General features: G+C 73.8%; 13 protein-coding genes. 6 read left to right on the top strand and 7 right to left on the bottom strand.

Translation table 11 applies throughout. The annotated features are described in order from the left end of the window. The first annotated feature begins 147 nt into the window (after positions 1 to 147). Entirely contained in the window at positions 148 to 843 is a 696-nt protein-coding gene (locus tag VFV67_RS13820) for a hypothetical protein (protein ID WP_326470175.1), read from the top strand. Here the strand turns inward: VFV67_RS13820 and VFV67_RS13815 are convergent. From VFV67_RS13815 to VFV67_RS13805, 3 genes are all read right to left on the bottom strand, one after another. Next, positions 796 to 1,404 (bottom strand): LysE family translocator, encoded by a 609-nt coding sequence (locus VFV67_RS13815; protein ID WP_326470174.1) that lies wholly within the window; start codon positions 1,402 to 1,404, stop codon positions 796 to 798. The genes VFV67_RS13820 and VFV67_RS13815 overlap by 48 nt on opposite strands. Positions 1,405 to 1,464: 60 nt before the next feature. Next, positions 1,465 to 2,394 carry a S1C family serine protease gene (locus tag VFV67_RS13810; RefSeq protein ID WP_326470173.1) on the bottom strand — a complete coding sequence of 310 codons (930 nt, stop codon included), beginning with the start codon at positions 2,392 to 2,394 and terminating at the stop codon, positions 1,465 to 1,467. A gap of 87 nt (positions 2,395 to 2,481) precedes the next feature. Beyond that, positions 2,482 to 3,060 carry a peptide deformylase gene (locus VFV67_RS13805; RefSeq protein ID WP_326470172.1) on the bottom strand — a complete coding sequence of 193 codons (579 nt, stop codon included), beginning with the start codon at positions 3,058 to 3,060 and terminating at the stop codon, positions 2,482 to 2,484. Positions 3,061 to 3,159: 99 nt separating this feature from the next. Between VFV67_RS13805 and VFV67_RS13800 the strand changes: the two genes are divergently transcribed. Together VFV67_RS13800 and VFV67_RS13795 are read left to right on the top strand one after the other, a co-directional pair. Next, the gene (locus VFV67_RS13800; protein WP_326470171.1) at positions 3,160 to 3,420 is read left to right on the top strand and encodes a DUF3263 domain-containing protein; all 261 of its coding nucleotides are present in this window, start codon (positions 3,160 to 3,162) and stop codon (positions 3,418 to 3,420) included. Then, positions 3,417 to 4,037 carry a LytR C-terminal domain-containing protein gene (locus VFV67_RS13795; RefSeq protein ID WP_326470170.1) on the top strand — a complete coding sequence of 207 codons (621 nt, stop codon included), beginning with the start codon at positions 3,417 to 3,419 and terminating at the stop codon, positions 4,035 to 4,037. Before VFV67_RS13800 ends, VFV67_RS13795 begins: the two co-directional genes overlap by 4 nt. Before the next feature lie 3 nt (positions 4,038 to 4,040). On the opposite strand, the gene VFV67_RS13790 is transcribed toward VFV67_RS13795, so the two are convergent. From VFV67_RS13790 to glp, 4 genes are all read right to left on the bottom strand, one after another. Next, entirely contained in the window at positions 4,041 to 6,302 is a 2,262-nt protein-coding gene (locus VFV67_RS13790; protein WP_326470168.1) for an AAA family ATPase, read from the bottom strand. Between the two features lie 83 nt (positions 6,303 to 6,385). Continuing rightward, on the bottom strand, positions 6,386 to 7,324 hold the full coding sequence (gene pssA, locus VFV67_RS13785; RefSeq protein ID WP_414636248.1) for a CDP-diacylglycerol--serine O-phosphatidyltransferase: 939 nt from the start codon (positions 7,322 to 7,324) through the stop codon (positions 6,386 to 6,388). 60 nt (positions 7,325 to 7,384) lie between these two features. Continuing rightward, complete coding sequence (locus tag VFV67_RS13780; RefSeq protein WP_326470165.1) at positions 7,385 to 8,098, bottom strand: phosphatidylserine decarboxylase; 714 nt, start codon at positions 8,096 to 8,098, stop codon at positions 7,385 to 7,387. Positions 8,099 to 8,274: 176 nt separating this feature from the next. Further along, a complete protein-coding gene (gene glp, locus VFV67_RS13775; RefSeq protein ID WP_326470164.1) occupies positions 8,275 to 9,492 on the bottom strand; it encodes a gephyrin-like molybdotransferase Glp in 1,218 nt (405 codons plus the stop codon). Between the two features lie 47 nt (positions 9,493 to 9,539). On the opposite strand from glp, the gene VFV67_RS13770 reads away from it, so the two are divergent. The 3 genes from VFV67_RS13770 (at position 9,540) to VFV67_RS13760 (ending at position 11,934) form a co-directional block, all read left to right on the top strand. Next, on the top strand, positions 9,540 to 10,187 hold the full coding sequence (locus VFV67_RS13770; RefSeq protein WP_326470162.1) for an AIM24 family protein: 648 nt from the start codon (positions 9,540 to 9,542) through the stop codon (positions 10,185 to 10,187). Between the two features lie 94 nt (positions 10,188 to 10,281). Next, positions 10,282 to 10,485 carry a cold-shock protein gene (locus VFV67_RS13765; RefSeq protein WP_326470160.1) on the top strand — a complete coding sequence of 68 codons (204 nt, stop codon included), beginning with the start codon at positions 10,282 to 10,284 and terminating at the stop codon, positions 10,483 to 10,485. Positions 10,486 to 10,608: 123 nt separating this feature from the next. After that, on the top strand, positions 10,609 to 11,934 hold the full coding sequence (locus VFV67_RS13760; protein ID WP_326470158.1) for a serine/threonine-protein kinase: 1,326 nt from the start codon (positions 10,609 to 10,611) through the stop codon (positions 11,932 to 11,934). Positions 11,935 to 12,050 lie beyond the last annotated feature (116 nt).

Raw genomic sequence — 12,050 nt, 5'->3', positions numbered from 1 at the left:
GCGGCACCGGGACCTTTGGCCCAGCCGCCCTCTCAGCCCGCTTTCGGCGCGAGCTCCCGCGTGTTCAGTTCTGCGCCCGAGAGTAGTCACGTTCGCAACGGCAACGCCAGGGGGGACTAACAGACCATTTCAGCGTACGGTGCTGGAATGGCGCAGTTGGAGACCTATCCGCCGGGTGGGCGGCGGGTGGTGCGGCCGGCCACGGTCACGTTCTGCCCGAACTGCGGGGAGCTGGTGGGTCGGGGCTACCCGGACTGTGTCATCTGTGCCGAGCGGATCGACGATCTGTGGTGGGCCGACTGGCAGGTGCTGCTGGAGTCCGAGAAGATCCGGCCGGGCACCGACGAGGAGGGCGGGCTGGCCCGGAAGGTGCTGTCCGATGAGGTCGGCCGGCATCCGTGGACCTGCACCGACTGGGCGCTGTGGCTGCTGCGGTGCGGCCGGTGCGGCGGTCAGCTCGGCTCCGGCGACTCCGGGTGCATGGCCTGCGCCGCCGCCGACCAGGCCCGCTGGGCGTGGGACTACCAGGCCCTGCCGGATGCCATGACGCCCAACGAGCACGCCCTGCGGGTCGCGGTGGCCGGGTTACGGGCGCCGCACCGGCATCGCGGGTCGGTGGTCACCGGCTGGCGGCTGGCGCTGCCGTTCCTGTTCGTCGGCGACCTGCCGACAACCGCCCAGACGCAACGCATCCGCGGGCACGTCCTGGCCGGCCGCTACGCGGAGTTGGCCCGGCAGCAGGGGTTCGCGGCGATGGCCTGCCTGCCCGACCTGCCCTGGCGGGCGCAGAACAACTCAGGAGCTGTCCACCGCGAGCCGGATGCCCAGCCCGATCAGCACTAGGCCGGAGATCCGCTCCAGCCGGCGCTTGACCGAACTGCGGCCGAGCCAGCCCAGGATCCTGCTGATCAGCGCGACGATCACCAGATACCACACGGTGTCCACGACCACCCACAGGATGGCCAGCAGGACAAGTGCCCAGCGCGCGCTGCCGGCCGGGACGAACTGCGGCAGGAACGAGATGGCGAACACGGCCAGCTTCGGGTTGGCCAGGTTGGTCAGCAGTCCGGCCCGGAAGCCGGATCCGGTGCTCGGCTCCGGCCGCTCGCCGTCGCCCCGGTGCCGCCCGAACAGCGCCTTCGCCCCGAACCACAGCAGCACGCACACGCCGGCGATCCGCAGCACCTCGTAGGCCACTTGGGACGCCACCAGCAGGACGGACAGACCGAGTGCGGCGGCCATCGCCCACACCGCGACGCCCACCTCCATGCCGGCCACGGTGGCCAGGGCGCCCCGCCGTCCACCCCGGACCGACTGCTTGACCAGCATCGCGGTGCCCACGCCGGGCACCATGGCGAGCAGCAGCGAGGCGAGCAGGAAGGCGAGCAGGCCGGACCACGTCATGCGTTCATGGTGCCGGCCACCCCGGAACCCGCCCACCGGTTTTCCGTCACATCGGGTTGCTCAGTCCGCGGTCAGCTCCACCGGGCGGGCGTACACGTCGACCATGGCGCCGTTGCGCAGCACGGTGACAGCCAGGTCGGTGCCGATCACCTCGGCGAAGAGTTGGCGCTGGATGCCCTGGGCGTCGGACACCCGCTCGCGGGCCACGGTCAGCACCAGGTCGCCGGTGCGCAGGCCGGCCCGGTGCGCCGGCCCGCCGGACACCACCTCGACCACCCGCAGTCCGGCCCGCTGCCCGGTGCGCTCGGCCACGTCGTCGGGCAGCGGCGCCGGCATCCCGACGATGCCGAGGTAGGCCCGCCGGACCCGGCCCTCGACCAGCAGCGTGTCGACGATCCGCCGGGTGGTCTGGTTCACCGGTACCGCAAGGCCCAGCCCGAACCCGGCGACCGCGGTGTTGATCCCGACCACCCGCCCGGCGGAGTCGGCCAGCGCGCCCCCGGAGTTGCCCGGGTTGAGCGCCGCGTCGGTCTGGATCACGTTCTCGATCACCCGCCCGGCCCGCCCGGACCGGACCGGCAGCGACCGGCCGAGCGCGCTGACCACCCCGGCGGTGACCGAGCCGGCCAGGCCGAGCGGGCTGCCGACGGCCACCACGAGTTGCCCCACCACCAGCCGGTCGGCGTCGCCGAGCGTGGCCGCCCGCGGCGCGTCGCCGCGCACCCGCAGCACCGCGAGGTCGGACAGCGGATCGGTACCGACCACCTCGAAGGTCGTCTCGGCGCCGTCGGAGAACGTGGCCGTACCGCCCCGCCCGGACCCCACCACGTGCGCGTTGGTCAGCAGATGGCCCTCGCCGGTGAACACCACCGCCGAGCCGCCGCCCCGGTGCAGGCTCACGCTGGCCACATGCGGGGTCAGCGCCGCGGCCACCGTGCTCACCGTCCGCGAGTACGCATCGAGCAACTCGGCGTCCGTCTCGTCCACCATCGCGCCCACCGCCTCGCCCCGAGAATTACACCGTTGCAGCCACTACAAGTGTGCGCCGGTGCGAGCGCTTCCCGGAATCCGTTCACCTCAAGCGAACGGGTCGGCGGTCTCCGCGGGATCCCAGGACAGTCCGGGCGCGCCCCAGCCGTTGCGTTTGAGGGCCCGCTTGGACTCCTTGATCCAGCGGCCGGTCAGCCGGCTCAGGTAGAGCAGCCCGTTCAGATGGTCGGTCTCGTGCTGCAGGCAGCGGGCGAAGTAGCCGCCGCCTTCCACGGTCAGCGGCGTGCCGTCGAGATCCTGCCCGGTCACCCTGGCCCAGTCCGCCCGCCCGGTCGGGAACGACTCGCCCGGAACGGACAGGCAGCCCTCCAGGTCGTCCTCCGGGTCCGGCATGGTCTCCGGGCGGTCCGAGGTCTCCAGCACCGGGTTGATCACCAGCCCGTGCCGGCGCACCGGTGGGTCCTGGCTGTCGTCGGGGCAGTCGTAGACGAAGACCCGCAGGTCCACGCCGATCTGGTTGGCGGCAAGCCCGACGCCGTTCGCCGCGGCCATCGTGTCGAACATGTCCTCGACCAGCGTGCGCAACTCGTCGTCGAACGCCTCCACCTTGCGGGTCGGCTGGTGCAGCACGGGATCGCCCACGATGCGGATCGGTCGAACGGCCATGGTCGGACAGCTTAGAAAGAGCCCCGTCCGTCACCCACACCCACCGCAGCCATGATGTAATGGCCGTGGAATGACACACGTGTGATTCGCGGGGAGCTCATGGACGCCGCGCTGACCGACCGCGATCGCCGGATCCTGGCCTTCGAGCGGCAGTGGTGGGCGCACGCCGGGGCCAAGGAGAAGGCCATTCGCGACGAGTTCGAGGTGTCGCCGACCCGGTACTACCAGCTGCTGAACGAGCTGCTCGAGAAACGGGCCGCACTGGAGGCCGATCCCATGCTGGTCAAGCGATTACGACGACTGCGCACCGGCCGGCAGCGGGCCAGGGCGGCGAAGCGGCTGGGGATCGAGCGACCGTGACCGTCATCGATCCCGGCTCGAGCCGGCCAAGTCGCCTGATCGGCCTGGTGCTGATCGGCATCGCCGTGCTGGCGGCGGTGCTGGGGGTGCTCTCCCTGATCGACGACGGCCCGGACGGCGGCGGCCAGGCACAGCCCCCCTCCTCGACCCCGCAGACCGGCACGACCACCGAAACCGGCACGAGCACCGAGACCAGCGCACCGAACAGCTCGCCGCCCGGTTCCACGCCGCCCGGCTCGACCACCTCCGGCCAGCCGCCCGCCACGCAGCCGCCGCCGGCCTCCCAACCGGGCGGCCAGCCGCCGCCCCCACCGCCCGCGCCCAACCCGCGCGCCGTCCCGGTGCGGGTCTACAACAACGGCACGGTCGCCGGGCTCGCCGCCGAGGCCGCCAAGGACTTCCGGGCCGACGGCTGGACCGTGACCGACGTCGGCAACTACTCGCAGGGCATCATCCCGACCACCACGGTCTACTTCCGGCCGGGCACCGAGGAGGAAGCCGCGGCCCGCGAGTTGGGCGCCCGGTTCAACATGCGCGTCGAGCCCCGCTTCCCCGGCATCGTCAACACCCCACCCGGCCTCATCGTCCTGGTCACCAACGACTACGGCGGCAAGTAGGACTCAGCGGCGCGCCTCGGCGTAGGCCGCGATGGCGGCGAGCTGGCCGGGGTCGAGGGACGGGCGCACGGTTTCCCGGGCGCGGGCCAGGTGCTCCGCGGTGACGGTGGTGGCGTCCATGGCGTCGCGCATGGCGGTGAGGGCGGCTTCGCGAATCAACGCGGTGCAGTCGGCGGCGGAGTAGCCGGTGAGGTCGGCGGCCAGGGCGGGCAGGTCGACATCCTCGGTGAGCGGGGTGTTCCGGGCCGCGGCGCGCAGGATCTCGGTGCGGGCCGCGGCATCCGGCGGCGGGACGTAGACCAGGCGCTCGAGGCGGCCGGGGCGGAGCAGGGCCGGGTCGATCAGCTCGGGGCGGTTGGTGGCGCCGAGCACGACGACGTCGCGCAGTGGTTCGACGCCGTCCAGCTCGGTGAGCAGCGCGGCCACGACGCGGTCGGCCACCCCGGAGTCGGAGGACTGCCCGCGCCGGGGGGCGAGCGCGTCCAGCTCGTCCAGGAAGATCATGGCGGGAGCGGCCTCTGCGGCCCGCCGGAACAGCTCCCGCACCGCCCGCTCGGACTCGCCAACCCACTTGTCCAGCAGCTCGGCGCCCTTGACCACCAACACGTTCAGCTTCCCGGTGCCGGCCAGCGCGCGCACCAGGAAGGTCTTGCCGCACCCGGGCGGCCCGTACAGCAGCACCCCGCGCGGCGGCGAAACCCCCAGCCGGGCAAAGGAATCCGGATACTGCAGCGGCCACAGCACGGTCTCGGTGAGCGCCTGCTTCACCTCGACCATGTCGCCGACGTCCTCCAGCCGCAGCCCGCCGGTCTGCAATGCGTCCGAAGTGGACATCGAGGTGGGGCGGATCACGGCGAGCGCGCCGAGCAGATCCGCCCCGGAGATCCGCGGCTGGTCGGCCTCCCGCTGGCGCAGTGCCGCCCGCACCGCGGCCTCCCGGCGTAGCGCGATCAGGTCCGCCGTGACGAATCCCGGGGTCCGCTCGGCGATCTCCCCGAAGTCCACATCGGACTCGATCGGTGCGTCCCGCAGCAGCACCCGGAGTAGGTCGGTGCGCACCCGGGTGTCCGGCAGCGGCAGGGAAAGCTCCCGGTCGAGCAGCTCCACCCCGCGCACCCGGGGGTCCACCGCCTCGGCGTGCGCCGTGGTGGCCACGATCGCCAGCCCGGGCGTGCGCACCGCGACGCGCAGCGTGTCCACCACGACCGTGGCCAGCGGCGGCGGGTTGGTGGCCGGCACCAGCGCGTCGATGTCGGTGATCAGCAGCACGCCCGGCGCCGTGTCACCGGCCGCCGCGACGCACTCGGAGATCCGCGCGGCGGCGGCGTTCGGCTCGAGCGCGGCGACCGTCGGCGCGGCCAGCTCGACCACCTCGGCGCCGGCCTCCCGGGCCACCGAGCGGACCACGGTGGCCTTCCCGACGCCCTCCGGTCCGACGATCAGCACACCGAGCCGCGCCGTGGCACCCAGCCGCTCGAGCAGTTCGGGCCGGCGGAAGGTCAGCTCGAACCACTCGCCGAGCCGGCGGGCGGCGTCCCGGGCGCCGACCAGGTCGGCGATCGGCGGCGGCGGGACCGCGGCCGGCGCCGCGACCGCGGTGCTCGTGGCGGGGGCGGCGGTGGCCGCGGCGGCGGTCACCGGGCCGGCGGGCGCCCCGGCCGCGACCGGCTGCCGGACCGGCGCCGCCGACTCGCCGGTACGCGCCCCGTCCCGCCAGCCGACCACAGTGGACGGATGGACGCAGACCGGCCCGCTCGGGTCGGTGGCGGTCACGGTGAGCAGCTCGGTCGTCCAGCTCACCCCGATCGTGCGGGACAGCGTGCCGCGCAACGCCGTGACGTCCGAGCCGGGCGGCGGCGCGAGATCCTGGGGGAGCAGCGACACCGCGTCGGCGACCGTGAGCACCTTGCCCAGCAACGCCATCCGCAGCGTCTCCGGGGTCAGCGAGGTGCTGGCCAGCCGGGAGCCGGCCACCGTCACCGACCGCGCCGGGGCCACCTCGACCGGGGCGACCACCACCTCGGCGCCCTCGGTGATCCCGATGTTGGACATGGTCACGTCGTCGAGCAGCAGGATCCCGGTCGGCCCGCCGTGCTCGGTGGCGACCGCGAGCGCCGAGCTCACCCGCGCCCCGGTCAGCCGCACCGCGTCCCACTGCCGTAGGCCGAGCGCGTCGAACACCTCGGGATGCAGCCGAACCACCCCGCGCCGGGTGTCGATGGCGGACGGCGAATGCCGTGCGGTCAGGGTGATCTGCGGCGACATGCGGCGAGCCTAGTGCCCCGTCCAGGCGGACACGGCACGATTCTCGACGGCCGATAACCACCCCGGTCCACCTGGATGGGGCACTAGCGAGGATCACCCGGCCGGGGCTGCCCGCGGCGTAAGCCGGTGCGTCGCCAGCTGCGCCTGCGCAGCGCCGGCCGGCCGGCCCGGGACGGATCGGTGGGCAGCAGCAGCCGCGGCTCGCCCTCGCCGGCGCGGCGCGGCAGCCGCACCGCGCGGCGGGCGGCACCGGCCACCCGGCGCAGCGGCGGCCGCAGGCCGAGCCGCCGGCTGACCCGCCCGTGCGCCTTGCGGATCGCCCGGCGCTCCCGTGGCGGCACGTCCCACGCCTCCGGGTGGTGCGCCAGCCAGTGCTTGCGCCGCACCGCGTACGGGATGTGCGCGACGTAGAGCAGCAGCGCCGCGGCCAGCGACATCAGCGGGTAGGTGATCACCGCCGCGGCCACCAGCCCGACCAGCACCAGCAGCGGTGCGACCAGTCGCGGCGGCACCCGGATGGTCTTGAGCGAGAGCGTGGGGATCCGGCTGATCATCAGCGCGGCCACGGCGACCGTCCACAGCACCACGACCGGCTTGCTCGACCACCAGCCGTCGCCGAAGTCCACGAACAGGATGAGCGGAAGCAGGACAAGCAGCCCGCCGGCCGGGGACGGTACGCCGACGAAGAACTCCTTGGCGTACGGCGGTTGTTCGGTGTCGTCGAGCAGGGTGTTGAACCGGGCCAGGCGCAGGATCGCGCACACCGCGAAGACCAGCGCGATCACCCAGCCGCTGCGGTCGCCGGGGAACTTCCAGACGTAGAGCATGATCGCCGGCGCCACCCCGAACGAGATCGCGTCGGACAGCGAGTCCAGCTCGGCGCCCATCTTGCTGGTGGCGTCCAGCAGCCGGGCGATCCGGCCGTCCAGGCTGTCCAGGCCGGCGGCCACGGCGATCGACGCGATGGCGGCCGGGTAGTTGCGGCTCAGCGCGAACTGCACGGCGGAAAGGCCGGCGCACATGGCCAGCACGGTGATGGCGTTGGGCAGCAGCCGCACGCCGGGGGCGGTGGGCGCCACCGGTCAGCCCTCCGCCCGCTCGGTCAGCTCGGCGATCACCGTCTCGCCGCCGATCGTGCGCTGGCCCGGCTCTACCAGCACCCGGCTGCCCGGGGGCAGGTAGAGGTCGACCCGCGAGCCGAACCGGATCAGCCCGTAGGTGGCGCCGGCCTGCACCTTGTCGCCTTCCCGGACCTCGCAGACGATCCGGCGGGCGACCAGGCCGGCGATCTGCACCACGATCACCCGGTGGTCCTCCGGGGTGCGCAGCAGCAGCGTGTTGCGTTCGTTGTCCTCGCTGGCCTTGTCCAGGTCGGCGGAGAGGAACCGGCCCGGCGTGTAGACCGCGCGGAGCACCTCGCCGGTGACCGGGGCGCGCTGCACGTGCACGTCGAACACGGACAGGAAGATGCTCACCCGGAGCAGCTGCCCGGGGCCGAGGCCCAGCTCGGCCGGCGGGGTGGCGGTGACGATCTGCGCCACGGTGCCGTCGGCGGGGGCCACCGCGATGCCGGAGCGCTGCGGGGTGACCCGGCGCGGCTCGCGGAAGAACCAGGCGACGAACGCGGCCAGCACCCCGGCGCCGAACCCGGCCCGGCGGGACACCCGGCGCAGCACCAGCGCGGCCGCGGCCACCCCGGCGACGAACGGCCGGCCGGCCGGATGCATCGGCGGCACGACCTCGCGGGAGAGCCGCACGAAATGCGTGAGGGTGCCGGACTTCTTCTCGGCGGTCATGGCTCCTCGTTGCGCGGGGTGGATTGAGGAGAACCACGTTACGCCAACCGGACGACGCATCCGACCGGGCCGTGCCTCCCCCGACGGGGCACGGTGCGGCCGGATGCGTCCTGCGCAACGAGTTATCGGATGAATCCTACCGCGAACCGTAACCGCGAAACTACTCCCGGTGGCAGTCAGTTCAGCAGCACCAGATCGACCTCGGTGCCGGCCGTGACCTCGGTGACCGGTTCCGGGATCTCGATCAGGCAGTTGGACGCGGCGAACGAGGCGAGCAGGTGCGAGCCGGGGCCGCCGACCGGGACGACCTCGACCATCCCCTCGTCGTGCCGGGCCCGGCGGTACTGGCGCCGGCCGGCCGGGGAGCGCAGCGCCGAGGTCAGCCGCGCCCGCGCGCGGGGCCGGTCCACCACGGTGTGCCCCATGGCGCCGAGCAACGCCGGGCGCACGAACAGCTCGAACGACAGCGCCGCGCTCACCGGGTTGCCGGGCAGCGTGACCACGGGCAGGCCGTCCAGCCGGCCGCACCCCTGCGGCCCGCCCGGCTGCACCGCCACCTTGACGAACTCCACCCCGCGCCCGGTCAGCGCGTCCTTGACCACCTCGTAGGCGCCTGCGCTCACTCCGCCGGAGGTCACCAGCAGGTCCACCTCGGCCGCATGCGAGCGCACCGCGCCGAGGAAGGTGTCCACGTCGTCCGGCACGAACCGGAGCACCGTCGCGGTGCCGCCGGCCTCGCGCACGGCCGCGGCCAGCAGGACGCTGTTCGACTCGTAGATCTGCCCGGGCAGCAGTGCCGTCCCGGGCTCGACCAGCTCCGATCCGGTGGACAGCACCAGCACCCGGGGCGGCCGGCGCACCGGCAGCGCGGCGTAGCCGACCGCGGCGGCCAGACCAAGCTGAGGCGGGCCGAGCACGGTGCCGGCGCGCAGCACCACGGCGCCCTTCGGCACGTCCTCGCCGGTGAACCGCAGGTGGGTGCCGGCCGCGACGGCGGCGCGGATCTCGACCCGCTCGGTGCCGCCGTCGGTCAGCTCGACCTGCACGATCGCGTCGGCGCCGGCCGGCACCGGCGCCCCGGTCATGATCCGGTGCGCGGTGCCCGGCCGCAGCGCGGGGACCTCGGTGCGGCCGGCCGGGATGTCCGCCTCGACCGGCAGGGTGACCGGGTCGGCCGCGCCCGCCCCGGCGACGTCGGCGGCGCGCACCGCATAGCCGTCCATCGCCGAGTTGTCGAACGGCGGCAGCGGGACCGGGGCGGTCAGGTCCCGGACCAGCACCAGGCCCAGGCAGTCGGCCAGCTCGCGGTCGGCCACCGGCAGCGGTTCGAGCAGGCCGGCGACCGCGGCCCGGTGCTCGGTCACCGATCGCCGGGCGGAGGAGGGGTGTGCCACCCGCCCATCCTGCCCGCCGCTGCCGCGGTTGTGTCACAGTGCACCGCATGCAGGTCCGTACCCGGCACACCCCCGCGTTCGGGGTCGCCCGGCTGCAGCTGGCGCCGGGCGAGGCCGTACTGGCCGAGTACGCCGCGCTGGTCGCCACCAGTTACGGCGTCCTGGTCGAGCCGCGGTCGCGCGGCGGATCCCGCGGCCGGCACCGGCCGACGATGTTCACCGCGCCGGCCGAGGGCGGCTGGGTGGACCTCGCGCCGTCCGTCCCCGGCGACGTGTACGTGCTCGAGCTGGACGGCACCGCCGGCTGGTGCGTGACCCGGCGCGGCGCGCTGGCCACCGCGGCGACGGTGGTGAGCAACCAGCAGTGGCCCGGGTTCCGCAACCTGTTCGGCGCCGACGTCGGCTTCCTCGAGCACGTCTCCGGCACCGGCTCGCTGGTGCTGGCCTGCTGCGGCACGGTCGACCTGGTCACGCTCGAGGCCGGCGAGCTGATCACGGTGGAACCCGGCTACCTGCTCGCCTACAGCGACTACACCCAGTCCCGGCTGCGCGCGGCCAGCCAGACCATGCCCCAGTCGGTGCGTACCGGCGAGGGCCTGATCCTGGACTTCGCCGGCCCCGGCCAGTTGCTCACCCAGACCCGCAGCCCGCGTTCGTTCGCCGACTGGTTGTCCGCCGTCGACAACGGTCGGTAGTCGCCCCGGCTTGCGAGCGTGACGAGAGTCAGTAGGTTGGGCCCGGCTGGAAACGGCGCGCCCGCGCCGTGCTCGACGGATCGGGAGGGGTGCCGTGGCTACCGGCACGGTGAAGTGGTTCAACTCGGAGAAGGGCTACGGGTTCATCGAGTCCGAGCAGGGACTCGAGGTCTTCGTGCATTACTCGGCCATCCAGGCGGACGGATTCCGCACCCTCGAGGAGGGCGACCGGGTCGAGTTCGAGGTCGGCTCGGGACGTGACGGCCGGACCCAGGCGGAGGGCGTTCGCAAGATGTGATGGGGGGCGGGTCCGCGGAACCGCACACGGGATCCACCACGGCCCGGTTAGGCTCGTCGCGACGAGGACCCCGACCGGCGGAGGGCACGGCGCGATCTTGGTCCTCGCGTTGAATGGAGCACTGTGTCGGAGGACCTCACCGGGCGTCGCCTGGGGCACTACCGGATCGACGGTGTGCTCGGCAAGGGCGGCATGAGCGTGATGTACCGGGCGACGGACATCCGGCTCGGTCGCAAGGTCGCCCTCAAGGTGATCGCCGAGCACCTCACCGAGGATCCCGAGTTCCGCGAGCGGTTCGTCGACGAGGCCCGCAACACCTCGGCGATCGACCACGCGAACGTGGTGCCGCTGTACGACTTCGGCGAGGTCGACGGCCTGCTGTACATCGCGATGCGGCTGGTGGACGGCTCCGACCTGGCCAGCCTGATCAAGGGCGGGCCGCTGGCGCCGGCCCGGGCGCTCGCGCTGCTCGGCCAGGTCGCCGAGGCCCTGGACAACCTGCACGACCGGGGCCTGGTGCACCTGGACGTCAAGCCCGCCAACGTGTTGGTGACCAGCCGTGAGTCGGCCGGCGAGCACGTCTACGTGGCCGACTTCGGGCTGACCCGGCGCGGCGCCACCGGACACCGCACCCGGGGCGGGGACTTCCTCGGCTCGCCCACCTACGCCGCCCCCGAGCACCTGCGCGGTGAGCCGGTCGACGGCCGCACCGATGCCTACTCGCTGGCCTGCGTGGTGTTCGCCTGCCTGGCCGGCCGGCCGCCGTTCCAGGGCCAGGTGCCCGAGGTGATCCAGGGCCACCTGAACCGGGACGTGCCGCGGCTGACCGAACTGGTGGTGCTGCCGCCGGCCATCGACGAGGTGGTCCGGCGCGGCATGGCCAAGAACCCCAAGGCCCGCTACGCCGACTGCCGGGAGCTGGTCGCGGCGGCCCGGCAGGCGCTGGCCGGCGTGCCGCAGCCGCACCAGCCGCCGGCCCGGCGCCCGGTCCCGGGCGCCACCGTTCCGGTGTCCGGCCCGCCCGCCATGGGCAACGGGCACGGCGGATTCCCGGCGCCGGCCGGTACCGGGCCGCGGTTCGGTGGTCCGGTCGGACCGGGCGGACCGCAGCCGCCGCGGCAGCTGCCGCCGCCGGGCGCGCATTCGTCCATCGCCGACCCGGTCCGGCTGCGCCCGCCGGTCCCGATCGGAGCCACCGCGTTCACCGCCGAGAAGGGCGGGCCGCGCTGGGTGGCGCCGGTGCTGGTCGGGCTGGTGGCGATCGCGCTGATCGTGGGCGCTCTGCTGCTGTTCACCGGCGGCCCCGGGGGCGGCGGTGAACAGCCGACCAGCAACGTGCCCGAGGTCAACGTCGGTCCCGGTGGCGGCGCGACCTCCAACCAGGATCCGACGAAGTCCACCGGCAAGCAGCTGACCTCGCTGCCGGTGCGCCCGCAGACCTCGCGCTGACCTGCATTTCTTGCACTCCGATGGGGAGAGTGCTAAACACGGGGTTGGCACTCGGGTCCACCGAGTGCCAGAGGTCGGGACGGTGAGGCTGGCTTCCGTGACCCGGAGCCCGTCGT

The sequence above is a fragment of the Actinophytocola sp. genome (genome assembly GCF_035762905.1).
Lineage (GTDB): Bacteria > Actinomycetota > Actinomycetes > Mycobacteriales > Pseudonocardiaceae > DASYTH01.
The sequence above is the reverse complement of the archived record's forward strand: the minus strand, read 5'-3'. Positions and strand labels throughout refer to the sequence as shown.